Origin of the sequence: Nocardioides sp. (assembly GCF_030149505.1) — a bacterium.
Taxonomy (GTDB): Bacteria; Actinomycetota; Actinomycetes; order Propionibacteriales; family Nocardioidaceae; genus Nocardioides.
Window position 1 is genome coordinate 18,386 of record NZ_JASBRN010000021.1, and the last position, 22,128, is coordinate 40,513.

Consider the following 22,128-nt stretch of genomic DNA (forward strand, 5'->3'; position numbering starts at 1 on the left):
GGGGTAAATATGTTTGCGCTAGGGCTTCCTTAGCGGCGCCGGTAGCGGCAGCGGTAGGTGGTCCATATTCGCTTGCTAGGCCCCCGTTAGGTGTTCTCTAGGGTTCGCGTTACCGGCTCCCTTACCGGCTTACTACCGTCCCGCTAGCCTTACGCTAACGGCCCCACTATGTGCTTCCTAGCGGAAGCGGTGCCGGGGGTGTACCGAACAAACTATGCCCTCTGCTAGCGGCGCAGTAGCGGAACTTGAGCCCCACCCCACTGCCAGACCCTCCGAGCCCAGCAGGAACGGGGCGCAGGAGGCCCGTAGAAGGCATTCTGAGCGCCCAATAGCCGGGGAGCGGGGGAGTGGGGCGTCTCGCCGGCCGTTGGGGCGTCTGGTGCGAATGTGGTGGGAGTCGATTAACTGACGGCACGATCGGTTCCCTCGCCCGAGAGAGGCAACGAGAGCTGGCGTTCGAGGAAGATCCGGTCGCGTTCGTCGGGTCCATTCGGCAGCACGGATCGCCCGTCGATGGGCGTTGTGGTGGCAGAGGGGAGGCCGAACACAGCTCGGTGTCGGGCCCAGGACGCCACAGCCAGCCCGCGTTCGCTCTGGCTCAGCATCTTGAAGCGAGCCTTTCGGTCATTCGAACGTCGGGCGAACTCATCGGGCGTCAGGCTCTCCAGCCACGATCGGTACTGCTCGAGCTCTTCGACACCAGCGTTTGCACGTGCCGCAGCCAGCCTGGCCTTCCTTGTTGCCTGCTCGGTGATCGAGAGCTCGTCGAACGCGTTGCGCCACTGGTCCCTGCGGGCGGCTCGTTCGCTATCGGAGAGGCCCGCCCACCAGGCGGCTTCCTTTTCCTTCTGGGCCTTCAACGCTCGTGCTCGATCCAAAGACCAGCTCGACGACATGCTCTCCCGGTACGCCACCCGCTCAGCCTCGACCCGGGCGTCCAGTACGACGTACGCCTGCGCAGCTCGTTCTTCGACCCTTATCGAGCGAGGACCGGTGGCTGCGAACCAGCGGCCCTCCTCGTCCACCCGAGCAAGCCCTGCATGCGCCAGCGCGGTTGCAGCCTTCTTCACCGCCGCAAGGTGGCTACGAGTCGGAGCGGCGGCTCGTGTCTCCACCAGGCCGGCCTTCACAGCCAGATCACTGGGGGACAGCGGACCTTCAGAGCTCAGCAGGGTGCGCCAGAGGCCGTGGGCGGCACGGGGGAGCGTGGCCCAGAGGCCGCGGGGCGCGTGGGGCGGGTGAAAACTTAGTGGGGGGATTTCACTGCAGTCCTCAGATGGCGCTACCTCGAACTCGAAGCTCGTCGAGTCTGGCTTGAGAGGAGAGAAGCAGTCGGTGTGCAGGCTGCCGACAGACCCGTCGAGCAGCCTCAGAGCGGCTCTGATGGTTTTGCGGTCCCCAAGGCCCGTGCTCTTGACCAGGTCGCGCTCCGGGCATGGAACACGCAGTGAGCCGGCGGTCAACATGCGATCGAGCAGGTGGTGACCGACGAGGAGCAGCGAGGCGCGCGACCGGGCCGACTGGGTCCACATGAGGTCCTCGAGGCGGACGCGGGCGGCCTGGACCGCAGCGGCAACGCCGGGGGCGGTGTGCGGACGCGGCGAGGACTCGGCCGTGGGGGAGAAGGCCCTGGCGTCTTCGACGCACCGGTTCCACACGTACTTCAGCCACCAATCGGGGCGCTGGTGCTTCGCCTTCTGCATCGCGGTGGGGTGGGACTCCCGGATAAGGCTCCAGGCGATCTTGGGGTCGCCGACCGCCCACACCAGCTCGCGGGTAAGGCCGAGCTCGGGGAGCGAGCGGTCACCTCTGGTGGGCTTGTAGGAACCCAGGGCCGAGGTGTTACCGGTGGCGAGGTACCGACGCCACTGCGGGGCGATCTCGCGCTTGTAGCGCTGCAGTTCCAGCGGCGTGACGGCACCAGACCAGACGCCGCCGGCGGCCGCCTGCTTCTTGGGGGAGCGGAGCGGCTGCAGCGCTGGGGCATCGGGGAGGATCTTCTTCAGATTCCGCAGCGCGTCACGAAGGTCCCCACGGGGACGAGTGACCGTGCCCCAGCGGTGAGGCGAGGAGAGAGGGCGCACCGAGTCACGGAGGTCGAGTTCGGTGCGGTCGATGTTGACGTCGGCGGCGAGGGCGTCGAGGTACTTGCTGATTTCCAGAGCGACCCCGGAGCGATGCTCAGCGGAGGCGTAACGGAAGTCGGCGCGCGCGAAGAAGATGTGAGAGCGCCCGGGAGCGCCACCGGAGGGCCGCTCGAGCACCCAGCAGCCACGTCGACGTAGCCAGTCCGCGATCTCGGGAGCGAGGTACTCGCCCATGTTGGCGTTCTTGGTGTCGAGGTCGATGACGCCCGCGCCTGCGCGGAGCCGGCCGAAGATCGCGGTCACTCTCCCCTTGCCGATCAGGGCCAGGCCCTGGTGGAGGGAGGGGACCGTAATGGGGAGTCGACCATTGCTGGCAGCACCGAGCGCATGCCAGCCCGTGGGGGAGAAGAGCCACTCGTCGAGAGCGAGGAGGTTCTGGGCAGGAGACAGCGCGGCGTGGTCATCGCCACGCGACACGGCGAAATCGACAGGGCCGATTTCCGGTTCGTCTGGGTTGGGCGCTGTTAAGGTGGGCAGCACGAAGCCATCCCAATCATCTCCTGGTACGAGTGAGTCGGGTCTTTGCTTCTTGGAAGGGCGACCGTTGGCGCGGTCGCCCTTCAAGCATTCAGGGCACTGCCCTGATCGGCGTCAGACGGCTACAGGCAACATCTCCTGCTGGCGAGCGGCACGCTCGGCCGCGATGGCCCGACGCATCTCGTCGGCGTCGTAGGGCTTGACGCCCTCGCCGAGGAGATACTCGAGGATGTTCTGGTACGTCAGACCGGTCTCTTCCTTGATGGCGAAGACGATCCTGGCCTGAGCCATGGGCAGGTGGAACTTGATCTGCTCACGCCGGCCCTTGTACGGCTTGAACGCCGTGACCGCCGTGACCAGCTCGGCGAAGTCAGAGCCGAGGGCATCAGAGGTGACGGCCTCAGCGACCTCCGCCTGAGGGCGGTTGTCGGTAACCTCAGCGATGAGCTGAATGTGCTCGATCGTCTCGGGGGAGAGCTTGATGAGGAAACCGTGGCGCTCGCCCTTGGAAGGACGACCTGCTCGGCTCTCCTTACGCGGCTTCTGCTCCTGGTCCATGCCGGCGATCCTGCCGCAGGCTGAGTTTTCGTCAACGAAGGCGCGCCGAAAACATTTCTGGAAATATCCTTTACCCTTCAACGCTCTGGGGCTTCCGCACGCACCTGTTAGGGGCTCCGAAGCCGGCTCATCGAGTTGGCGTGTCACTCGGGGGGTGTCTGGCGCGGTCACCGCCGAGGTCCTGCGCTGAGCCTCACCGGCTCGAACTGCGGCGCGTCGGGCCGCGGGCCAGCTGGCTGCCGCTTAGCGTCGCTGGCGGTACTCGCGAGAGCGCGCTCTACCAGGTGCAAGGAGGCCATCGACGACGCTGTGCTCGCCGCGTCCATCGTGGCGTCGCTGGCCGCTCGTAGCGTTTCTGTGACCGGCGGGGGGAGCGGAACCAAGCGCTTGGCGAGGATGTCGGCCGGGGAGACCCACACGACGTCGCCCTCCGCGGGCGGGGTGGCCAGCCCGGACTCGACGTCGTTGTGAGCTCGCCGGGACAGGGCCCGGGCGGGGCCGGTGAGACTGGGGTTGTCGGCTCTCTCGGCGACCACGACCGCGAGCTCCGAGCCGGCGCCGACGGCGCGCAGCGTCGCGGTCACGGCCTGCGAGAGCCCTGGGCGCCCGGCAATGACCTCGGGGCCGGCGAGGGTGGTGGTGTCGTGGGTGATCTGGCGGTAGGAGGCGCGGACCTCCGCGGCCGCGCGAGCCAGCGGCTCCTGGATCCGGGCGCCCGGGGGAGCGAGGTCGCCCCAGCGGCTGGCCAGGTTGCTCCAGGAGCGGCCGGCGTCGGCGATCGCGGGGACGAGCCGGTCGGAGGGTTCGAGGATGCCGGCAGTGGCGGCGGCGTCGACGAGCACCATGCTCGCGCCGGCGATGAGGCCCTGGGTGCGGGTGATGAGGAGGATGTTGGAGGGCTCGAGCTGACGGGCCAGGGCGCGGTGGGACTGGATGTCCCAGTTGGCCAGCGCGTGGGTCAGTCGACTGGGGTCGGCGACAGGTCGGATCGCTTCGCCGGCGAGGGCTTGGGCGAACCGGTCGCTGAGGTAGCTGCGCGCGGTGTTCTCGCACGCAGTCATGCGGTCGATCCAGGCTCCGGTGGGGGCGACGGCGTAGGGGGAGTGGTGCTGGGCGAGGTGGACGCGGCGGCCGGACTGGCGGGCGTCGTTGACGCGGTCGCGGCCGTTGTCGTGCAGGGCGACGTTGACGGCGTGAGCGGTCAGGTACAGCCCGTGCATGATCCTGGTGCGGGCTGCCTCGAGGTCGCGGTGGGCCTCGGTCTGCTCGTGGGGGATCTCGGCGCCGTAGCGGCGCACGAGGGCCGCGGCGTTGAGGAGGGTCTGGGTCATTTGGTCGAGATGCGGGTTGGTCGGGCCCTGACCTGGCCAGGCCTTCCGGCCGGTCAGGCTGGCCTCGATGGTGGCGGCCTGCGCCGAGAGGCTGGTGATCGGGCGGTCGCGCTCGTCGACGCCCGGGCGGCGGCCGGGCAGGGAGGCCCACAGGTCCTCCGCGGCCGCGACCATCGTGGGCCAGCTGCGCAGCAGGGCGCCGGCGTCGTCGCCTCCGACGTCCATGAGCAGCTGGCGGGCTAGGTAGTCGACGTCGAAGAGCATCTCGCCGACGCTGCGCACGTCGCGCGTGGTCATCGGGATCTGGTCGACGTCGAAGAGCTTCTGGTCGATGTCGGCGTACGCCGGGCGCAGGTCAGTAGCCAAGGCCGCGGGCTTCCCGGATGAGGTCACACAGGTCGACGACCAGCTGCGAGCCGTGGATCAGGTCCGGCTGGTGCAGCGGCAGCGGCCGGGTCAGCTCCTCGGCCTCGGTGAGCAGCTGCAGTGGCGTGCGTTCCTCGAGTTCGTCGGCGTCGACGTCGGGGAGCTCGTAGTCCTCAGGCAGCAGGGCGCTGGCCTGGGAGTGCGCGAGGTAGACGCCGAGCCCGAGGTCGTGCAGCGGCGAGTCGGCGGTGGCCCTGTCGGCGTCGCTCCACACCTGGGTGGCGGCCTGGTGCAGCAGGTGCGCGATCGAGCCGAGGCGGTCCCAGGTGCTGTCCGGGTTGAGGGTGTCCACGGGTGTTCCTTTCGGTTGGAGGTCGGTCTGGCCCATGAACCCACGTCCGCGTCGGTCCTCGCTCCGCTGAGCGGCGGGCTGTGGATAACTCGGGGTGGTGTCGGCGGCTGGGCACAAACTGGTCTCGTTCGCCTATGTCATGCGGCGGTCGCCGAACGATCACCGCGAGCAAAGTCAAGAGATTCGCACTAGTGCTGATAGATGAAGGAGGGTCGTGATGATGAGGTTCCCGATGACCGTGCTCAGGGTGGTGACGCTGGCGCCGGCGCTGCTGGTGAGCTTCGTCCTCACCGTGGTGGTGTGCGCCCTGCTCCCTCCGGCACTGGGCTTGGTGGCGTTCATGGCTGCCGGCGGGGTCCTGGTCGCTCTGGCGATGGGGCGGCTGCAGCAGCCGGCGATGGCGGTGCTGACGAGCTCTCGACCGGCGACCGAGGCCGAGTTCGGGGTGATGGCGCCGGTGCTGGCAGAGCTGGGCGGCCGCGGCGTCGACATCGCGACGCTGTTCGTACGCCGGGCTCAGCGTCCAAGCACCCCGGTGGCGGTGGCGATCGGGCGGCGCACCGTGGTGGTCAGCCCTGGCCTGGTCGACGCGACGTACCGCGGCGGCGTGACCGGGGCGGAGGCGGCCGCGGCGCTGGCCCATGCGGTCGGCCGACACCGGGCTGCGCGGCCGCGGCTGGAGCTGGCGGTGCTCGCGGCGACGACGCCCTGGCGGCTGATCATGGCTACGTTCCGCGGCATCGGCCGGGCCTTCGCCTGGCTGCCGTTCATGCGGCTGGCCTGGACGCTGCGCGGCGTCGTGGGCGTGATCTGCGTGGTGCAGTCCATGGTCGAGGGCCGGGCCTGGGCGGGGCTCCTCGGGAGCGTGGTCATCGCGCTGACCTACCTGGTGCCGGCGGCCGGCCGGCGGATCGACCTGCGCACCGAGGCGGCGGCCGACCAGTTCGTGCTCGGACTCGGGCTCGGGCCCCTCCTTGCGGGGCTGCTGCGGCGTTACAGCCACCCGGTGACGCTCGAGCGGATGCAGCGCCTGGAGACAGCCGCCGAGCAGCCTCAGCGGCCGCGGCTGCACTTGGTGCACGGCTGAGGCTGTTCTCGGACGGTTTCAGCTGCTGACGTCGGGCTACTCGTCGTCCTGGAAGCCGGACGTGGAGTGGTGCACGCAGCCGCGCCCGTTGCCCTCGTGGGGCTTGTGGTTCATGCACGGCAGCGATCCCAGCTTGTGTGAGCAGTCGACCCAACGGACGTTCGAGACGTTCGAGGAGCTCACGGCCGGCGCGAGTGCGGTTGCCATGGCTGCCTCTTACCGGCGCGGGCCGCGGCGGCCGAGCTGGGGCCGCTGGTAGGCGGCCGTGTCGGTGTGGTCGTGCTGGCGGCCGGACCGGTGCACCTGCGCGATCTCGGCGTCAGGGGAGGGGCCGGTTGCGGCCGCGGCCTGGGCAGCGGCCGCCTCGGTGGCACTGATCTCCTGGGCGCGCTGGCGGGCCTCTTCCTCGAGCGCGGCTTCCTCGCGAGCGGCTTCACTCATGTGAACTCCTGGATCCCGTGGACCGGCACCGGCTGCGCCAGTCCTCCTTGGTCTCCTAAGTGCGGGCCGGGGTCCGGAGCGATCACCTCGGCCGATCCGTGTTGTCGCCCGGCGGGTCAGGCCGACTGCGCCAGCAGCGTGGCTCCCAGCAGCTGCGCGGTGTGCTCGAGGACCGGCCGGGATCCGCTCGTACCGGGCCGGTCACACGAAGGGTGGGTGTCGAAGCCCTCCTCGACGACGATCCGGTGCAGCTGGCCACCGCAGGTACGACAGCGCCGGTCAGTGTGAGTGGGGCACTCCTCGACCGACACGGCGCACGGCAGGCATGCCGCGGTCGGCGGAGGGCTCACCTGGTGGTCGCGGTCCCAGTCGCGCCGCTGGCGCAGCAGCGTGGCGGTCTGTTGCCACAGCGCGTGCTCGAGGTGGGCCGGGGCCGGGGCGCCGAGCGCCTGGTCGACCGCGGCCTTGCGCAGCTGCTCACCGCACCCGAGTACGCGTTCGTCGACGCCGCGGCGGTAGCACCATCGGGCCAGTGTCTTCGCCGCGGTGGCCAGCTGCTCGTCCATGTCGGTCTCCCGGCTCCTAGCAGCTGCCCCACAGGCCGCGGCCAGCGTCCTGGGCATCGTCGACGGCCGTGGAGTAGGACTCCTCGCGGGCGAGTGCTGGTCCGGCTTCGTAGCGACGGGCGGCGCCGCTGGCCAGGAGCTCGCCGGCTACGTCGACGTCGCCGGCGTTTGTCGAGCGGTCGACGTAGCGCAGCAGCCGGTCATAGCGATCACGGTTGGGCTGGCCGGTGTCGGTGACGAGCTCGACGGTGCTGCCGACCGGAGCAAGCTGCTCGAGGAGCCTGGTGGCGTCGTCGGCGTAGCACTCGGCCGGCTCGGGCGGGTGGGCGTCTTCGGGGGCGTCGATCCCAAGCAGCCGGACTCGGGCGAGCTGGCGGCCGCCGAGCGTCTCGGCGCGGATCGTGTCGCCGTCGACGACGTGGGTCATGCGCACCTGGGTGGTCGCGCCCTCGGTCGGCTCGGGGCCCGTCTGGGTGCCGGGTAGCGCGGCCTTGATCCCGCCGGCGGTCAGCGCGACGATCACGGCCGCGACCAGGCCGATCAGGGCCTTCACCGGGCGACCCTCAGCTGGGAACGCTCAGCGGCGACAGGGACCGCTCGCTGCTGCTCGCGCAGGCCGGGGGAGCGGTGACCGGGCTCGGGAACATGCTCGACGACGTCGCCGATGCTGCTGGCTGGCTGCTCGGGGAGATCCGCAGCGATCTTCGCGGCCAGGTCCCGCAGCGGCGGGGTCTTCTCGATGCGCCGGGTCGCGGACAGCACGGTGGTGTGGTCGCGGTCGAAGTGACGCGCGATCGCCGGCAGGCTGTGGCCGTGGATGCGGGCCGCGGTCATGGCCACGGCACGAGCGTCCGCGGCCGCCCGGCTGCGGTCGGCCCCCAGGAGGACCTCCGGGGTAGTGCCGAAGGCCTCAGCGGCCGCCACAACCGCATGCTCGACCGGGCCGTCAGGCTCGAACGTCGACGCCGGCGGGTGCAGGGGGACCACCGTGGCTTCGGGGCGGGGGAGTTGGGCGGTGTAGCGGTCGTTGACGTGCGCGGTGATGCGCGCCGCGGCGTCGGCCAGGCGCGGTCGCTCGGCCGTGCGGCGTACGGCGTGGATCACCGAGCCGTGGTCCTTGTCGAAGTGCTCTGCAATCACCGGCAGGGACAGACCGACCTCGCGTGCGGCGGTCATGGCCACCGCCCGGGCGTCGCTGACCGGTCGGCTGCGCTCGGCGCTGCGGATCGCCTCCGCAGTGGTGCCGAACATCGGGGCGGCAGCGTTGATCGCCAGCTCGCACACCGCGGCGGGGCCGGTCGCGGAGGAGGTGGGTGCGCTCTGGTCGACCTGGACGGCCAGCACCGTCACCAGGGACCGCAGCTGCTCGGCGTCGAGCGGTGCGATCAGCTCGGCGACCTGGTCGTGCTCGCCGTTGCTGGCGGCATCGAGGATGAGGCCCGCCAGCTGGCGGCCGCCCTGGTCGAGGTCCATGACGCGCCTCCCGCCTACCGCGCCGGGGATCCGACGCTCGGTGCGGCCTGACGCGGGATCTGGACGCGGCCCTGCTCGGCCATGCGCCGGCGGGCGTTGTCGGTGATCTCGGTCGCGATGCCGGCCGACTGGCGGGCGCTGGCTGCAGCGTGGTCGACGACGTTCTCGAGCAGGCGCACGTCCTCGTCGGCGCGGCCCAGCTCCTTGCCGGCGGTCGCGATGCTCCGCTCGAGGGTGACCGGCTCCAACAGGGACGGCGGAGTCGCCTGCTGAGCGGCCAGGTGCGCGCTCTCGACATGCTGCGCGGCCAGCCGGGCCATCGGCTTGGCCAGGTCGATCATCTCGCCGACAACCGCAAGCCGCGGCTTCAGTTGCGCGACGTCGCGGGCGAGCACCGGGTCGGTGGTGTCGGCGTCCCGGAGAACGTCGTGGGCGTCGGCGACCGCCTGCGAGGCGCGTTCCAGGTGCCCGGTGAGCTCGTCGGTCAGCTCGGCGTTGTCGCTGCAGCGGCGCTGCAGGCGGCTCAGGTGCTCGCCGGCGGCCTCGAGGTAGTAGTCGCCGCGGTCGGAGAGCCGGGCCTTGGCAGAGTCGAGCTCGGCGTCGTCGAGCACCCCCAGCGCGGAGTTGATCGTGGTGTGCAGCTCCTCGACGACATGGCGGGCCCGTCCCACCGCCTGCTCGGCCATGAAGACGGCGTCGGCGGCGTGGAGGGCGGTGTCGGTGGTGGTCATGCCGGGTCACCGCCTCGCGCCTCGGGCGGGGGAGTGCTGCCCGCTGGGGGCAGGACCTCGCGGAGCCGATCGAGCGCGGCTAGCGCCTGCTCGAGGTGGTCGCGGGCCTCCTGGACCGGGTCACGGTCGGCCGCGGCGGACGTGGATTCGGTGGGCGTGCTCACGGACAGCTCCTTGGTGGACCGGGGTCATCTCTCAGTCACCAATGGAAGGTCGACCCGTCGGGGCGATCACCGACGCGAAGAAATCTCGCGGGCCGCTCGGCGGGGGCCTGGGTCAGGGCTGGTCCCAGGGCATCGACTCCTGCCCGTCATCGACGCCCTGGCTGATGACGTGGGCCGTGGCGTTGCGCGCGGCGTCGAGGTGCTTGTGGAGGTCGACCGCGAGGCTCCGGGCCTCCTCCAGGTGAAGGCGCGCCACGCCGATGGCCATGGCCGGGTCGGACTCGTCGGTCATCGTGTCCATGCTGAGCACCTGGTGGGCCTGGGCCTGCTCGAGCGTGCTGGACAGCTGCGAGAACGCCTGGGGGAGCGCGGCCGCGAGGTCGGCGAACTCCGCGAGCTGGTCGGAGGTCTCGGACGGGATCTGGTCCTGCTCCCACATGGTGGCGCGGTTGAAGCCGTAGACGTTCTCGCGGGCCGCCTGCGCGTGCCCGCCGGCGCCGAGCTGGTCGTTGTCGTCCACCGTGGTGCCCTTCCTGCCGTGAGGTAGGGCTTGAGTCTCTCGGATCTCGTCGCACGGTGCGCGCGGCCGGCGCCGAGGCTGTGGACAACTGCAGGGGTTCGCTCTGGGCGCGCGGGGCGGAAGACTGATCGGCCATGGGTGACCAGGCGGCCCTGATCGCACGGCGGGTCGCGCTCGCCGCGGCGGCCTGGTTCCACGAGCCCGCCGACGTCGAGGCCTACCGTCGGCTCGCCGCGGCGGTGGGGGAGTGGAACGCCTACACCTCACCGCAGATCGAGGCCGGCGACGTCGACGAGTTGCTCGACGACCTTGCCGACCTCGCCCCGCCAACTCCGCTGGGGCAGGGCGTTGCCGAGCTGGAGGCAGTCCTGCGCCGACAGGCCCGGCGCGAGCTCTGAACTCAGCTGACCGCGAGGCAGGCCGAGGCCCTGCTTGAGCTGCAAGCCGAGGGAGCGCCGATGGAGTGGATCGGCGCCTGGGGCGAGCAAGCGGGAGAGGTCGCATGAGCACGGCTGCCTCGGCCTCGATGCACGCAGTTCACGACAGCTGCGACGCGGCCCGCAACGTCTGCACCGGTCAGGGTCGGCCGCGCAGCTACCGGTGGATCGACCGGGTCGGCGGCTTCGATGACGTCCACGACGCCACGACCGGTGGCTACGAGGAGTACTGCTACGCCTGCGGCGAGACCTACGAGCTGGCACGGAGCGGACCCGACGACCTCATCTTGCCCTCCGAGTACACGCCGCCCGGCTACGCAGTTCATTGCCGGGAGTGCGGCGCGGGCGACGACCCGGACGTCACGTGGGCCTCATGATGCCCGCTCAGACTCACCGCCTGCTCATCGGGTTTCGGCCCGATCAGGTCACGGCTTTGCAGGCGGCTTCAAATCACGAGGGAGCTTCGGCCGCCGCCGTCGTACGAGACGCCGTGGACGCGCACCTCGGCATCACCGGCGAGCCTGTCCGGGTTGGCGGCCGGCAGCCGGTTGCCAGGAACCGCCGAAGCCGAGCGGATCACTCTTCGTAGTGCAGTCACGAATGGTTCCCGGCCATAGACGAGCGGCCTAGACAAACGGCGGTCGAGGCGGCCGAACCCGGATAGCCTCGCCCCACACCCTCAAGGAGCTCCCTCATGCGTCACCGCCTCATCGGCTTGTTCACTGCTGCCCTCTTGGCAGTCGCCGGCATGACTGCTGTTCTGGCGACGCAGACCGCCGAGGCCTCCGATCCGCCGCGCTACGGCGACGCGATCATGCCGTCCGGCTTCCAGCCCATCCCAGCGCAGTGGATGTACCTGGAGTTCTGGATGTCGCGTTTCCCCGACAAGCCGATCCTGAAGGTCGACACCGAGCACGCCACCTCAGAGGGGTTCTACTACGCCGTTCGCTCTGGTGGCGTTGGTAGCCGCGACGTCATCTGGGTATACCAGCGCTACGGGGTCGGTTGTGACAACGAGGAGTATTTCAACCTCGTCTTCAACCCGTGGATGAACTCCTACTGGTGCGCAGAGGACGGCCGCGCTATTCAGGCCGTTAAGCCCGAGTACGACCAGAAGACAGAGGTTTGCCGTGTTGAGCAGGGCCAGCCGTGGAAGTCTGCCCGTCTGGACGGCAGCTGGGAATGTTGGAACCGAGAGCTGTACCGCAATACCTCTTCCGCTCTTATGATCCAGCACAGCACCCAGTCCTCCCACCTGGCTCCGTGGGAGACTGGGGCAGAACTGAACGACACCAGCTGGAATGCCCTTCCCGCACTGAACTACTGGGTTCCCGCGCCGGACGGCTGCACCGGCGTTCCGACGAATGGCAATCGACTCAACATCGACCCGGCTGAGCCCGTCGGCAACACCAACGTGCCCAACTGCCTCGGCCAGGACCTCGCTCCGAACTGCACCGCAGCCACGGCGACTGACCCGGCTTGCGGCGGCCCGATCTGGCCCAACGGCGCTGCTTCGCCGACGCCTCCCACGCCGACTGCTACGCCGACGCAGCCGACCACCACTCCTACGGCTACCCCGACACAGCCGACCACGTCGCCCAGCACGCCCGGTTCGGTCACGTCCACGCAGTCCGTCACCGACTCGTTCTCCGTCACCGGCGTGGCGACGCGCACCGAGCAGGCCACCGTGCGGCTGAAGCGCAAGACGGTCCGAGTATCGGTCACCAAGACGATCAACGGTCGCCAGGTGACCAAGACCGGCGAGGCGTCGATCTACGTCAAGCGCAGCGCGCAGGCTACGGCCGAGGCGATGCTCACCGAGCAGTTCAGCTCCACCGGCACTGCGACCTGCACGCTGCCCACCCAGCAGGAAGCTGACAACTGCGCCCTGGCAGCGGCGCGGGAGAACGCTGCTGCTATCGCAGCCGACACGTACACGTCGGAGATGTACTCCCGCGCCGCAGCGGAGGCATCAGCAGATGCGCTGGCCGAGGCCCGGAGTCGAGCCACCACCGCGGCTCAGGACACCGTCATCACTAAGAAGATGATCCGCAAGGCCAAGCGGCAGGCGCGCCAACGGGCACTGGCGCAGTTCTGAGTTTTGCCTTCACCGCATTGAGCATTGCGGCAATCTTGCCTGCGTGACAGATGCCCGTGGCGATCAGGTGAGCAGCGACGCCGACCGGTTAGTCCAACTGCATAACGCACTGACGGTTTTGGCGACGGCGAGGAGAAAGCGTCCGGCAGTTCTTCGTGAGTTGGACCGTATGCCGCTGGGAAGAATGGCCGCACTGCTCAGCAATGGAGGCGCGGGTCTGCCTGGCGGGATGATGGGGCGAGTCCTCGCTAAGCATCATCTGATGATCGCGGTCCTGGCCGGTGACCTGGACGCGAGCCTCAGCTGAATCAGCGGGCATTGCCCGGGCTCCGGCTACCGGGGGTGTCGCCGGCGTGCGGCGCCCTCGGCGAGAGCCGCCGGCGTGCCGCCTCGTCGGGGCTCTCGGCCGGCGGCCCGACCTCCTCGACGTCGAGACCGACCAGGGATGCGCGGCCAGCTGGTTGGGCTGCCTCGCTCAACGATTCGGCCAGGTCCTTGATGTCGGCCTCCAGGACCCGCTCAAGGATGTCGGCGATGCTCGTGGGGGAGCCGTCGCAGTCGGCCGCCAGGGCCTCGGCCAGCTGGTCGAGGGCGGCGTTGCCGCGGGCGGTGAAGGTGACGACTCCGGGGACCGGGTTCTCGGCTGGGGAAGTGCTCATGATCCGCCTCGCTTTCCTGGTCACCTACGTGCACAGAAGGGCCGGGAGCGATCAGCCGCAGGGGACGGGGTCACCCTCGACCCGCAGGGCGATGATCCGCCAGCCCTCGGGGACGCGCCGGCGGGCGGCCTTGAGCGCCTGGTCGTAGTCGACGTCCTCGACGATCAGCTCGTCTCGGCCGAGGGTGTAGCCGCCACGATGGTCGGGCGGGATCTCCTGCACCGTGGCGTAGAGCGTCAGCGCGGTCCCGCCAGCTGTGGCTGTCACTGCTGCTCCTGGCTGGCCATGGTGCGCAGCAGGTCGACATCGCGGCGGAACGCCGAGGGGAGTCCGGCGCTTTCCTGAGGGTCCGCCTCGTAGCCGATCAGGCCCGCTTCCACCAGGTCGGCTGCGGTCTCGAGGACGCGCGCCAGGCGCAGCAGTAGTGCCGGGGGCATTTGGACCGACGGCTCGTCGTCATAGAAGCCGGTGGTGCCGACCTGGTCGCGGATCAGCAGGCCGAGGTAGCTCTGGGCGTGGGCGACCTGCGCCACCCGGTCACGGGTGTGCTCGAGGTCGTCGCGTTCAACGAGGAGGATGCGGATGACCTCGCCGAGGCCGGCGAACACCGTGCCTGCGAACCTCACGGGAACGGCGGCGGTGCGCGGTGCGGCCATCAGGTCCGCTCCCGGGGTCTCGTCGGCGAACCCGAAGACGATCTCCCTGGCCATGCCGGTCAGTGCCTCATCGGTGAGGTAGGTGCGGGCGGTGGCGGGGGTGACGCGCATCTGCTCGGCGACGAGCTGGACCCGCGCGTCGAGGAGGTCACCGGCGGCCGCGCGGGACATCGTCATGCCGAGGTCGGAGACAGCAGCGAGGAGGTCGTCGATGCGCTTCTCGCGCCAAGGTCGAGCTGCCAACCTCGTCAGCTGGCCTCGGGCGAGTGGGGGCGCAGCTCCTGGTGGTCGCGCCAGACCTGCTCGCCGTCATCGAACTCGACAGTCCACTCGTCGACGGCGGTGCGTTCCACGATGGTGCCGGGCACCCAGCTGTCGGCGTCATGGCGGCCTTGGACGTCGACGCGGAGCCCGTCGGGGAAGGGGTTGTGGCCACCGAGGTACTCGCTGATGGTGTCCCCGAGCGGCCCGGGCCCATCGGGGGCCGCGTTGACCCAGCGCTCGAGCGGATCACTGGCGGCCCACTCAATGGGGCTCTACTTACCTGCGGTGGGGGCAGTGAGCGACACGACCTGAGTGCCTGACCCGGAACGGGGTCGAGGCCTTCCAAAGTTTGGTGCGACCAAGCAACCAACCGGAAGGCCTCGACGGTGCTCGAGCCTACGGCGTGCGACCGCGCGCGCCCACGTTCTCAACGTCCTTGCTACTGCGAGCGGTGCGACCTCCTCGTCGGCCTTGAGGGGTTCCACGTCATCGATGTCGCCGATCAGGCCGGCGTGGTCCGCGTCGTGGTCGAGACACCACCCGAAGCCACCGGCTGCCGCACGTGCGGGGTGATCGCGCACAGCCACGGACGGCGCGAGGTGCGGTTGATCGACGTGCCCTGCTTCGGGCGTCCGGTCCGCCTGATCTGGCGCAAGCGGACCTGGCGCTGTGCCGAGGAGAAGTGTCCGACCAAGAAGTTCACCGAGCAGCGCGACGACCTCGCCGGCCCGCGAGCGTTGCTGACGGCGCGGGCGTGCTGGTGGGCCATCAACCAGCTGCGTCGCGAGCACGCCTCCGTGGCTGGCCTTGCGCGCCAACTCGGCACGACCTGGCGCACGGTGTGGCGCTCGATCCAGCCGCTGCTCGAGGCCATGGCAGCCGACCCGACCCGGTTCGAGCACGTCTCCTCCCTCGGGGTCGATGAACACATCTGGCACCACGTGAACACCAAGCCCATCGCCGAAGGCGGACGCGGACCCAAGGAGCTCACCGGGATGGTCGACCTGTCCCGTGACCAGCAAGGACGCGTCCGTGCCCGACTGCTGGACCTGGTGCCGGGCCGATCCGGGAAGGCCTACGCCGACTGGCTGGCCGAGCGCGGCGAGGGATTCCGATCCGGGGTGAAGATCGCGGCCCTGGACCCGTTCCAGGGCTACAAGACCGCGATCGCCGACCAGCTCGAAGACGCCGTCGCGGTCCTCGACGCCTTCCACGTCGTCAAGCTCGGCACCGCCGCGGTCGATGAGTGCCGCCGCCGAGTCCAGCAACAGACCACCGGCCACCGCGGCCGCACGGGCGACCCGCTCTACGGCATCCAGAAGCTGCTGCGCGCGGGTGCGGAGAAGCTCACCGACAAGCAGTGGGCCCGCCTGGAGAAGGCGATCGCGGCCAGACCAGAGGAGCACCTGCAGGTCTGGATCGCGTGGTCGTGTGCCCAGCAGCTCCGCTCGGCCTACCGCCACCGCGACCCCGTCGAGGGCCGCAAGATCGCACTCAAGGTCCTCGCTGCCTTCCCGACCTGCCCGGTGCCCGAGATCGCCCGCCTCGGGCGAACGCTGAAGCGCTGGAAGGAAGCGTTCTTGGCCTACTTCGACACCAACAGGTCGAACAACGGCGGCACCGAGGCCATCAACGGCCTCATCGAGCTGCACCGCCGCGTCGCCCGCGGATTCCGCAACCGCGACAACTACCGCCTACGCATGCTGCTGATCGGTGGCGGACTCGCTCACCCCCACCTCAAGTAAGAGGAGCCGAGAAAGCTCCACGGTTCATTGGACACCGTGCCAGCATGTGCCGGTGCACGATATCTCCGCCGTAGGCGACCGCCGTCGCCCCCAGGGACCGTACAGGCCAGCGGAGATCACTCGATGAGCCACTCACCCGTCCGCACGGTCGCTGGGGTGCTGGAAGGATTCGAGCACGGCTTCTCTGAGTTCGCCGCCTCCTTCACGGCTGGGGACTACGTCCTGTGGCTCGGATCGGGCATCTCGCGCGACGTGGTGCCCAACGTTCAAGAGCTTCTCGTCCGCGTACTTGAGATGCTCCGCACCAATATCGACTATGCCAACCCTGCATGCCCCTACTCGGCAGCGCTCAAGGAGGCGCTGGTCCTCGCCGGCCTGTCTCAGGGCGATATCGACGCGATCGACCTCGCCGTGCCGGTTGAATCGTGGGCAGACCGCGGCGGGATCACTTGGCGATTGACCTCCAGGTATGCCGAGGTTCTCGACATCCCCGTGTCAGGGCAGCCCTCGGACTATCTTGTCTGGTCCGGTTTGGATGTCCCTGGCACCTACGGCGATCCTGCGCTCGAACCGGATGTCGAGCACCTCTGCATCGCACTGCTGATCTTGGAGGGCGTCGTCGGCTCTGCCGTCACTGCGAACTGGGACGGGCTCATCGAACAGGCACTCGCAGCCTTGACCAATGAACCAGACGCGATCATCCGTGTCATCGTCCGCGGAGAGGACTTCCGGCAGCGCAATCGACGTGCGGAGCTGATCAAGTTCCACGGATGCGCGGTCCGTGCGCGCGACGACGAGGCAACGTACAGAGCCCTTCTCATCGCTCGGCAGCAGCAGATCTCCGGCTGGACCGAGCGGAACGAGAACGGGGTCATGCGTAAGCACCTTGAGCTCCTCTACACGGACTCTCCCTCCCTCGTGGTGGGCCTCTCGGTCCAGGACGCGAACATGCACACAATGATCGCTCGGTCAATCGAGGACCTCCCGCGGCCATGGCCACACGCGCCGCCAGCGGTTGTGCTGTCCGAGGAACAACTACAGGCCCACCACCGCCATCTCCTTCAGATGACCTATGGGTCCGCCGAGTACGAGACTCACGCGGCCGAGATCAACGACTCGGCAGTTCTCGGCTCGTACGCGAAGCCGACCTTGCTGGCGCTCCTGTTCTGGACCCTGACCGACAAGCTCCTCGCGGTCCTCTCGTGCCTGCCAGGCAACTCGTCCTGGAGCGGGACCGAGACTGAGCGTCTGCGCCTCGACCTCCGACAACTCCGCGACAACGTGGCCGAGCACGCGGAGCCCGCCAATCGCGCATTCCTCTTTCAACTGGTCGATCTGAGCATCCTCATGCTTGGCATCTTCCGGACTGGACGCGCTCCAGCCAGTGGTGCTGCCTACGAACCGCTCTCCGACCGCCCCATCCGCGATGCCTTGCAGAGCCCCGACTTTCCGGGCGCAGCGTTCGGGCGCCTGGCGGTGGCGATCTCACTACTCGGCCGCGGCCATTCCGATGGCGACTGGACGCTCCTTCCGGGGACGACCGGGGCAGCCGAAGAGGGGGTCCTCAGACTCGTCGCGCCGCCGAGCGCCCCAACACCACGCGAGGTACGCGTCTTCCTCGTCAAGGACACCCACGCTGCGATCGCACTTACGATGGATGGCCTCGCCGACGAGGACGACCCCAGCACGCTCATCGTGCTAACCGAACGAGAGCCGACCCCCGTCGTACGTTCGCCGCGGCCCAGGTACGGGCGCGTGGGCTCAACTGGCGCGGGCCGGGTCAGTATTGAGGATCTGTACGAAGCGGCTGATTCGGCGGACGATCTCTACGCCACCTTCAAACTTGCTGGAGGCCTCTAGTGACCGACCCACAGACCACGCCGCTCGAGCTGGTAATGACCGTCCTCGAGCGCGGCGGCTACCAGCGGCTCCCCAAGCCATTGACCGTCGCCGGTATGAAATTCGACTTCGAAGCGGCCGCGCGCGGCACACAGCGTTCCCACGACCTCGTCCTGGTCACCACCGACCGGCTGCCAACGCTTCGTCTCCAGCGTCTCCTCGCGGGACTGGCGCGTTCTCTGGATCTGGCGCAGTCCAGGCGGCCAGTTACTCTGGTGATCGTCGGTGATCTCTCCGCAATCGACAGAAACGAGCTCGAACGCCACGCCCGTGTGCTGCACGTCGAGTCCGCCGATCCCAGCCAAGCGGAGGTCGAACGCGCGATCGCCATTCTCCTCCCGCTCGACCTTCCCGCTGCCGCAATCATGCATGGAAGCGACCCCGTCAACGAGGTCCTGGCAACTCTGGGACCCGGGCCGGACACCACCGAGCACATCACGCTGGTGCGCGCGGCCACCGGGGGTGCCGACGAAGTTCGGGAGGCCCTCCGCAACTACGTCAACGCCGGTGTCGTCGAGACTTCACCCGGGGGCGCCCTCGATGACTGACGTCCCCATCCGCAGCATCACGATCTCCGACTTCCGACGGCTCGCCGGCACCCGGACGCTGCCACTCGACGCACCCATCGTGCTGATACACGGATCCAATGGCGCAGGCAAAACCAGCGTGCTCTCGGCCCTCGAACTTGGCTTGACCGGACAGATCCGAAGTTTGCAACGACAAGACCCTCGCTACACCGCTCACCTGCCCACTCTGGGACAGGACTTCGCCACCGTCCGCGTCGAGGTCGATTCCTCCTTCACCATCAACCAAGGCGCCGCGGCACCTCTCACCGCCGGCGGAAGCAGAATCGAAGGCAACCCCGCTCTCACACCTGAGGCCGCCAACTTCTACGGCGAACGCTGCTACCTCGACCAAGCCTCCCTGGGTCGCCTCCTTGAGCTCTACCAGCACCGAGAGGGCAAGCAGGAATCAGCCCTTGCCCAGTTCGTCAACGAACTCCTCGGTCTCGAACAGCTCGATGCCCTCCGCACCGGCTTGAGCGCCGCCAACGACCTTCGATCCCTTAAGAAGCTCGCCGATCGCCTCGATGACGCCGCCACTCGAGCCGACCATGCCGAAGCGGCGCTCACCGAGACCACCCGCGACCTCACGGACGCCAGAGCCGAGATCGACCAGGCCCGTGCCGCAGCCCGCGCCGCTGCCCGATCCCTCGGCCTCGACCCGCCTGAAAGTCCAAAGGCTGAGAGGACCGCCGGTCATATCGATGAGGACGCGGACGACCGCCTCATCGGTGCCATCCGCCGTGCGGTAGCCGACCAGGACCTCGACACCGAACGTACCCAGCTACTGGCTCTCCAGCGGGACCTCATCGCCCTCGGAGGACGCCTCGATGCAGCTGCTGCACGACCCTCGACCCTTGACCTCACGCAAGCTCGTGACGAGCTGAACGAAGCCACGCAGCAGCTCGAGCTCTGGGAAGGCGGAGTCGGGCCTGACATCGAGGCTTGGCAGCGTGCAGCTCGCGCGGCCGGAGTCGCCCTCGACACTGATCATGGAGCGGACATCCACCGGGCGCTGAATGAGGTGCAGCGCCTCCTTGACTCCCAAACGGCGTTGCAGACCGAGCAGCAGGCCATCCAGTCACGCCTTGACTCTGATCAACAACACCTGGATTCGCTGCAGGAGCGCCTTCTCGACGCTCAGGAACACGCGACGGCGCTGGTCGAAGGCCTTGCGTCCATCCGCACGGCCGTCACGAGCGACATCTGCCCCGTCTGTGATCGCGACTATGCCGAACTCGGGTTAGGGCACCTGGGTGCTCATGTCGACGCCAAGATCACTCAACTCAGCCAGCGGGGACAACGTCTTCTCGATCTGCGGCAGGAACGCGATGCCCTCCGGGTCACGATCGCGCGGACCCAAACCGAGCTGGAAGCGACCACGGCCGCTCTGCTCGAGCCCGTGCAGGCAGGAGAGCTGGAGGTGCGTGCCGCCGAGCTCGCACGCCTTCGCGACGCATGGCAGCTCTTGGGTCCGGCAGCCGAGACCGGGCGCACCATGCGTACGGCCGAGGCCCAAGCACGGCGCCGTGTTGAAGAGTTCGAAACGGCCTCGATCGAGGATCAGTTCGCCCGAGCCGAACTCGCACGATGCGCTGCGATCCTGGGGCGCCCGATACCCGACGGAGACACGATCCGAGCGATCTGGGAGATCCTGTCCGGCGCCGTGAGATCCCGTCTCGAAGAGATCGGCAAGCGGGCGGCCACGCAGCGCGACGGGACTTCGGCTGCAGAGCGGATGGAGCAAGCTCTCCGGCGCCAAGCCGATGCCGTGGCACGAGTGGCCGACGCGGCACAGCACAAGGGCGAATGGGATGCCTGCCTCAAGGAGGGGCGCCGGCGTCAGGCGGTAGCCCGCGCTGTCTTCGATGCGGCCACCGAGGTCAGAACCAACGTCGTCCAGCGGGTCTTCACTCAATCGCTCAACCGCGTCTGGATGAGCCTCTTCTCCCGCCTCGCCCCAAATGAGGGGTTCATCCCGTCGTTTGGCATCCCGACGTCGTCAAAAAGCGGCCTGGAACTGACGCTTCGCACGGTTCACCGCGAGGGGCGGGAAGGGGGTTCTCCGCAGATGATGCTCAGCGCGGGCAACCTCAACACCGCTGCCCTATCGCTCTTTCTCGCTCTTCACCTCGCCGTGGATCCCGTGATCCCCTGTCTCGTCTTCGATGATCCGGTCCAGGCGATGGACGAGGTGCATGTCGCTCAGTTCGCCGGACTTATCCGCGTGCTGGCCAGACAGCACGAGCGTCAAGTAATCATCGCGGTCCACGAACGCGAGCTTTTCGACTACCTCGCCCTTGAACTCAGCCCGGCCTACGAGGGGGACGAACTGCTCACCATCGAGCTCGGCGAACGATCCCTTGAGCAAGATCGCGGGATTACTCGACACATCTGGACCCCCGATCCAGCGATCGCGGGCTAACCGGGACAGCGCAGAAGAGCCGGGCCCCATGTCCGGTGGCTATGGGGCGGGCTCATCTTGTGCTTCCTGCGTAGGTGGTCCATCGGGCGCCGGCAGCAGCGCTCCAGGCTTCAGCGGTGCTGATATGGATGCCGAGCAGATCGGCGAGCACGATGCTGGGGAGTTCGGCACCGAGTTGCAGGAGTGCGGTGTTGCGGGCGGCGCGTAGTGGGATGCCGAGGTCGCGTAGGCGCTTGGCGAGTCCGGTGGCGTCCATCGGGTGGCCGGGCCGGCGTCCGGGGAAGAGCCATTGATCGGCGTCGGCGAGGTGGCCGGCCATCCCGGCGGGGACTTGTTCGGGGAGCTGCTGGGCCAGCTCATCAAGTGGTGGCGGGAGCCGGACAGCGTCCGCTCCGAGCCGGAGAAACACCTGCCCCTCCTCGTGTTGGATGTCGGCACTGGTCAACCGCGTGATGCGGGCGGTGGTTTGGCGGCTCTTCGTACTTCAGGTGGGGATGAGGGTGTCGAGTCCTCCGCCGATGAGCAGCATGCGTAGCCGGTAGTTGTTGTAGTTGCGGAAGCCGCGGGCGACGCGGCGGTGGAGTTCGATGAGTCCGTTGATGGCTTCGGTGCCGCGGTTGTTGGAGCGGTCGGTGTCGAAGTAGGCCAAGAAGGCCTGGGATCACCGCTTCAGGGTGCGGCCGAGCCGGGCGATCTCGGGGACGGGGCAGGTCGGGAACGAGGCCAGGATCTTCTCGGCGATCTTGCGGCCGGCGGCGGGGTCGCGGTGGCGGTAGGCGGCTCGGAGCTGCTGGGCGCACGACCAGGCGATCCAGACCTGCAGGTGCTCCTCGGGTCGCGCGGCGATGGCCTTCTCCAGTCGGGTCCACTGCTTGTCGGTGAGCTTCTCAGCCCCTGCCCGTAGCAGCTTCTGGATGCCGTAGAGCGGGTCACCCTTGCGGCCGCGGTGACCGAGGGTCTCTTGCTGGACCCGGCGTCGGCACTCATCGACCGCGGCGGTGCCGAGCTTGACGACGTGGAAGGCATCAAGGACCGCGACGGCGTCCTCGAGCTGGTCGGCGATCGCGGTCTTGTAGCCGTGGAAGGGGTCCAGGGCGGCGACCTTGATGCCACCTCGGAACTCCTCGCCGCGGGCGGTGAGCCAGTCGGCGTAGGCCTTGCCGGACCGG

26 protein-coding genes and 1 pseudogene are annotated in these 22,128 nt (G+C 68.8%); 9 read left to right on the plus strand and 18 right to left on the minus strand.

Annotated features, from left to right (window positions below; translation table 11 throughout):
* Positions 1 to 401: 401 nt before the first annotated feature.
* The 4 genes from Q1V71_RS04115 to Q1V71_RS04130 form a co-directional block, all read right to left on the minus strand.
* On the minus strand, positions 402 to 2,627 hold the full coding sequence (locus tag Q1V71_RS04115) for a hypothetical protein (protein ID WP_300640999.1): 2,226 nt from the start codon (positions 2,625 to 2,627) through the stop codon (positions 402 to 404).
* Between the two features lie 111 nt (positions 2,628 to 2,738).
* Positions 2,739 to 3,182, minus strand: a complete 444-nt coding sequence (locus tag Q1V71_RS04120) for a hypothetical protein (protein WP_300641001.1) — start codon at positions 3,180 to 3,182, stop codon at positions 2,739 to 2,741.
* 167 nt (positions 3,183 to 3,349) lie between these two features.
* On the minus strand, positions 3,350 to 4,879 hold the full coding sequence (locus tag Q1V71_RS04125) for a hypothetical protein (RefSeq protein ID WP_300641003.1): 1,530 nt from the start codon (positions 4,877 to 4,879) through the stop codon (positions 3,350 to 3,352).
* Positions 4,869 to 5,231 (minus strand): hypothetical protein, encoded by a 363-nt coding sequence (locus Q1V71_RS04130; RefSeq protein ID WP_300641004.1) that lies wholly within the window; start codon positions 5,229 to 5,231, stop codon positions 4,869 to 4,871. The genes Q1V71_RS04125 and Q1V71_RS04130 overlap by 11 nt, the downstream gene beginning before the upstream one ends.
* Positions 5,232 to 5,463: 232 nt before the next feature.
* Between Q1V71_RS04130 and Q1V71_RS04135 the strand changes: the two genes are divergently transcribed.
* Entirely contained in the window at positions 5,464 to 6,318 is an 855-nt protein-coding gene (locus Q1V71_RS04135) for a hypothetical protein (RefSeq protein WP_300641006.1), read from the plus strand.
* A 36-nt stretch (positions 6,319 to 6,354) separates the two neighbouring features.
* Here Q1V71_RS04135 and Q1V71_RS04140 read toward each other — a convergent pair whose 3' ends face one another.
* The 8 genes from Q1V71_RS04140 to Q1V71_RS04175 form a co-directional block, all read right to left on the minus strand.
* Positions 6,355 to 6,525: a hypothetical protein gene (locus Q1V71_RS04140; RefSeq protein WP_300641008.1), complete on the minus strand. Its 171-nt coding sequence runs from the start codon at positions 6,523 to 6,525 to the stop codon at positions 6,355 to 6,357.
* 9 nt (positions 6,526 to 6,534) lie between these two features.
* Positions 6,535 to 6,759, minus strand: a complete 225-nt coding sequence (locus tag Q1V71_RS04145; protein WP_300641010.1) for a hypothetical protein — start codon at positions 6,757 to 6,759, stop codon at positions 6,535 to 6,537.
* A 116-nt stretch (positions 6,760 to 6,875) separates the two neighbouring features.
* A complete protein-coding gene (locus Q1V71_RS04150; protein WP_300641012.1) occupies positions 6,876 to 7,325 on the minus strand; it encodes a hypothetical protein in 450 nt (149 codons plus the stop codon).
* Positions 7,326 to 7,341: 16 nt separating this feature from the next.
* Positions 7,342 to 7,878, minus strand: a complete 537-nt coding sequence (locus tag Q1V71_RS04155) for a thermonuclease family protein (RefSeq protein WP_300641014.1) — start codon at positions 7,876 to 7,878, stop codon at positions 7,342 to 7,344.
* Positions 7,875 to 8,798 carry a helix-turn-helix domain-containing protein gene (locus Q1V71_RS04160; protein ID WP_300641016.1) on the minus strand — a complete coding sequence of 308 codons (924 nt, stop codon included), beginning with the start codon at positions 8,796 to 8,798 and terminating at the stop codon, positions 7,875 to 7,877. The genes Q1V71_RS04155 and Q1V71_RS04160 overlap by 4 nt, the downstream gene beginning before the upstream one ends.
* 14 nt (positions 8,799 to 8,812) lie before the next feature.
* On the minus strand, positions 8,813 to 9,529 hold the full coding sequence (locus Q1V71_RS04165; RefSeq protein WP_300641018.1) for a hypothetical protein: 717 nt from the start codon (positions 9,527 to 9,529) through the stop codon (positions 8,813 to 8,815).
* On the minus strand, positions 9,526 to 9,693 hold the full coding sequence (locus tag Q1V71_RS04170; RefSeq protein WP_257754568.1) for a hypothetical protein: 168 nt from the start codon (positions 9,691 to 9,693) through the stop codon (positions 9,526 to 9,528). The genes Q1V71_RS04165 and Q1V71_RS04170 overlap by 4 nt, the downstream gene beginning before the upstream one ends.
* A gap of 112 nt (positions 9,694 to 9,805) precedes the next feature.
* Positions 9,806 to 10,213, minus strand: coding sequence for a hypothetical protein (locus Q1V71_RS04175; RefSeq protein ID WP_300641022.1), 408 nt, complete (start codon positions 10,211 to 10,213; stop codon positions 9,806 to 9,808).
* A 134-nt stretch (positions 10,214 to 10,347) separates the two neighbouring features.
* Between Q1V71_RS04175 and Q1V71_RS04180 the strand changes: the two genes are divergently transcribed.
* From Q1V71_RS04180 to Q1V71_RS04195, 4 genes are all read left to right on the plus strand, one after another.
* Positions 10,348 to 10,611: a hypothetical protein gene (locus Q1V71_RS04180; protein WP_300641024.1), complete on the plus strand. Its 264-nt coding sequence runs from the start codon at positions 10,348 to 10,350 to the stop codon at positions 10,609 to 10,611.
* Between the two features lie 104 nt (positions 10,612 to 10,715).
* Entirely contained in the window at positions 10,716 to 11,027 is a 312-nt protein-coding gene (locus tag Q1V71_RS04185; RefSeq protein ID WP_300641026.1) for a hypothetical protein, read from the plus strand.
* A gap of 317 nt (positions 11,028 to 11,344) precedes the next feature.
* On the plus strand, positions 11,345 to 12,748 hold the full coding sequence (locus Q1V71_RS04190; protein ID WP_300641028.1) for a hypothetical protein: 1,404 nt from the start codon (positions 11,345 to 11,347) through the stop codon (positions 12,746 to 12,748).
* Between the two features lie 43 nt (positions 12,749 to 12,791).
* Positions 12,792 to 13,055, plus strand: a complete 264-nt coding sequence (locus tag Q1V71_RS04195) for a hypothetical protein (protein ID WP_300641030.1) — start codon at positions 12,792 to 12,794, stop codon at positions 13,053 to 13,055.
* A 1-nt stretch (position 13,056) separates the two neighbouring features.
* Here Q1V71_RS04195 and Q1V71_RS04200 read toward each other — a convergent pair whose 3' ends face one another.
* The 4 genes from Q1V71_RS04200 to Q1V71_RS04215 are packed head-to-tail and all read right to left on the minus strand — an operon-like array spanning position 13,057 to position 14,431.
* The gene (locus Q1V71_RS04200; protein WP_300641032.1) at positions 13,057 to 13,407 is read right to left on the minus strand and encodes a hypothetical protein; all 351 of its coding nucleotides are present in this window, start codon (positions 13,405 to 13,407) and stop codon (positions 13,057 to 13,059) included.
* Positions 13,408 to 13,458: 51 nt separating this feature from the next.
* Positions 13,459 to 13,674, minus strand: coding sequence for a hypothetical protein (locus Q1V71_RS04205; RefSeq protein ID WP_300641034.1), 216 nt, complete (start codon positions 13,672 to 13,674; stop codon positions 13,459 to 13,461).
* Entirely contained in the window at positions 13,671 to 14,306 is a 636-nt protein-coding gene (locus tag Q1V71_RS04210; RefSeq protein WP_300641036.1) for a hypothetical protein, read from the minus strand. Before Q1V71_RS04210 ends, Q1V71_RS04205 begins: the two co-directional genes overlap by 4 nt.
* A gap of 5 nt (positions 14,307 to 14,311) precedes the next feature.
* Positions 14,312 to 14,431, minus strand: a complete 120-nt coding sequence (locus tag Q1V71_RS04215; RefSeq protein WP_300641038.1) for a tudor domain-containing protein — start codon at positions 14,429 to 14,431, stop codon at positions 14,312 to 14,314.
* Between the two features lie 408 nt (positions 14,432 to 14,839).
* Between Q1V71_RS04215 and Q1V71_RS04220 the strand changes: the two genes are divergently transcribed.
* The 4 genes from Q1V71_RS04220 to Q1V71_RS04235 all read left to right on the plus strand — a co-directional run bounded on the left by Q1V71_RS04220 (position 14,840) and on the right by Q1V71_RS04235 (position 20,959).
* Positions 14,840 to 16,072 carry an ISL3 family transposase gene (locus Q1V71_RS04220; RefSeq protein ID WP_300641040.1) on the plus strand — a complete coding sequence of 411 codons (1,233 nt, stop codon included), beginning with the start codon at positions 14,840 to 14,842 and terminating at the stop codon, positions 16,070 to 16,072.
* 156 nt (positions 16,073 to 16,228) lie between these two features.
* Complete coding sequence (locus Q1V71_RS04225; protein WP_300641042.1) at positions 16,229 to 17,932, plus strand: SIR2 family protein; 1,704 nt, start codon at positions 16,229 to 16,231, stop codon at positions 17,930 to 17,932.
* A complete protein-coding gene (locus Q1V71_RS04230) occupies positions 17,932 to 18,519 on the plus strand; it encodes a hypothetical protein (protein ID WP_300641044.1) in 588 nt (195 codons plus the stop codon). Before Q1V71_RS04225 ends, Q1V71_RS04230 begins: the two co-directional genes overlap by 1 nt.
* Positions 18,512 to 20,959 carry an AAA family ATPase gene (locus Q1V71_RS04235; protein ID WP_300641046.1) on the plus strand — a complete coding sequence of 816 codons (2,448 nt, stop codon included), beginning with the start codon at positions 18,512 to 18,514 and terminating at the stop codon, positions 20,957 to 20,959. Before Q1V71_RS04230 ends, Q1V71_RS04235 begins: the two co-directional genes overlap by 8 nt.
* 52 nt (positions 20,960 to 21,011) lie before the next feature.
* On the opposite strand, the gene Q1V71_RS04240 is transcribed toward Q1V71_RS04235, so the two are convergent.
* Positions 21,012 to 21,404 carry a hypothetical protein gene (locus tag Q1V71_RS04240; protein WP_300641048.1) on the minus strand — a complete coding sequence of 131 codons (393 nt, stop codon included), beginning with the start codon at positions 21,402 to 21,404 and terminating at the stop codon, positions 21,012 to 21,014.
* Between the two features lie 39 nt (positions 21,405 to 21,443).
* A pseudogene (locus tag Q1V71_RS04245) lies at positions 21,444 to 22,067 on the minus strand (transposase).
* Between the last annotated feature and the right edge of the window lie 61 nt (positions 22,068 to 22,128).